Annotated in this window: 1 protein-coding gene; it reads right to left on the bottom strand. The window is 63.6% G+C overall.

Annotated features, from left to right (window positions below; translation table 11 throughout):
* Positions 1-985, bottom strand: a 985-nt coding sequence (locus RT97_RS33650; protein ID WP_052810797.1) for a hypothetical protein, incomplete at both ends; no start/stop codon positions are given.

Below are 985 nucleotides of genomic sequence, written 5' to 3'. Positions count from 1 at the left end.
CTACGGGCCTGAGCACCACCAACAGCAGCGTAAGCAGCCTGTCGACCTCGACCTCGTCTGGCTTGAGCACGGCCACCAGCAGCATCCAAAGCCTGTCGACGTCGACGTCCAGCGGTCTGAGCACCGCGACTAGCGGAATCTCCAGCCTCTCGACCGGCTTGAGCTCGACCAACAGCAGCGTCAGCAGCCTGTCGACCTCGACCTCGTCTGGCCTGAGCACCGCGACGAGCGGCATCTCTAGCCTGTCGACCGGTCTCAGCTCGACCAACAGCAGTGTCAGCAGCTTGTCGACTTCGACGTCGTCTGGCTTGAGCACCGCGACGAGCGGCATCTCCAGCCTCTCGACTGGCCTGAGCTCGACGAACAGCAGCGTGAGCAGCTTGTCCACCTCGACGTCATCGGGTCTTAGCACTGCCACCAGCAGCATCGATAGCCTGTCGACGTCGACGTCCAGCGGTCTGAGCACCGCGACTAGCGGTATCTCTAGCCTCTCGACCGGCTTGAGCTCGACCAACAGCAGCGTGAGCAGCCTGTCGACCTCGACGTCGTCTGGCCTTAGCACGGCGACGAGCAGCATCGATAGCCTGTCCACATCGACATCCAGCGGCCTGAGCACCGCGACTAGCGGTATCTCCAGCCTCTCGACCGGCCTGAGCTCGACCAACAGCAGCGTGAGCAGCCTGTCGACTTCCACGTCGTCTGGCCTGAGCACCGCTACCAGTGGTATCTCCAGCCTCTCGACCGGCCTGAGCTCGACCAACAGTAGCGTGAGCAGCCTGTCGACCTCGACGTCGTCTGGCCTGAGCACGGCGACGAGCGGCATCTCGAGCCTCTCGACCGGCCTCAGCTCGACCAACAGCAACGTCAGCAGCCTGTCCACCTCGACCTCGTCCGGCCTGAGCACCGCTACCAGCGGTATCTCCAGCCTGTCCACTGGTCTCAGCTCGACGAACAGCAGCGTGAGCAGCTTGTCGACTTCGACCTC

Origin of the sequence: Variovorax paradoxus, from assembly GCF_000834655.1 — a bacterium.
Classification (GTDB): Bacteria; Pseudomonadota; Gammaproteobacteria; order Burkholderiales; family Burkholderiaceae_C; genus Variovorax; species Variovorax paradoxus_F.
This window is presented reverse-complemented; position numbering and strand designations above follow the sequence as displayed.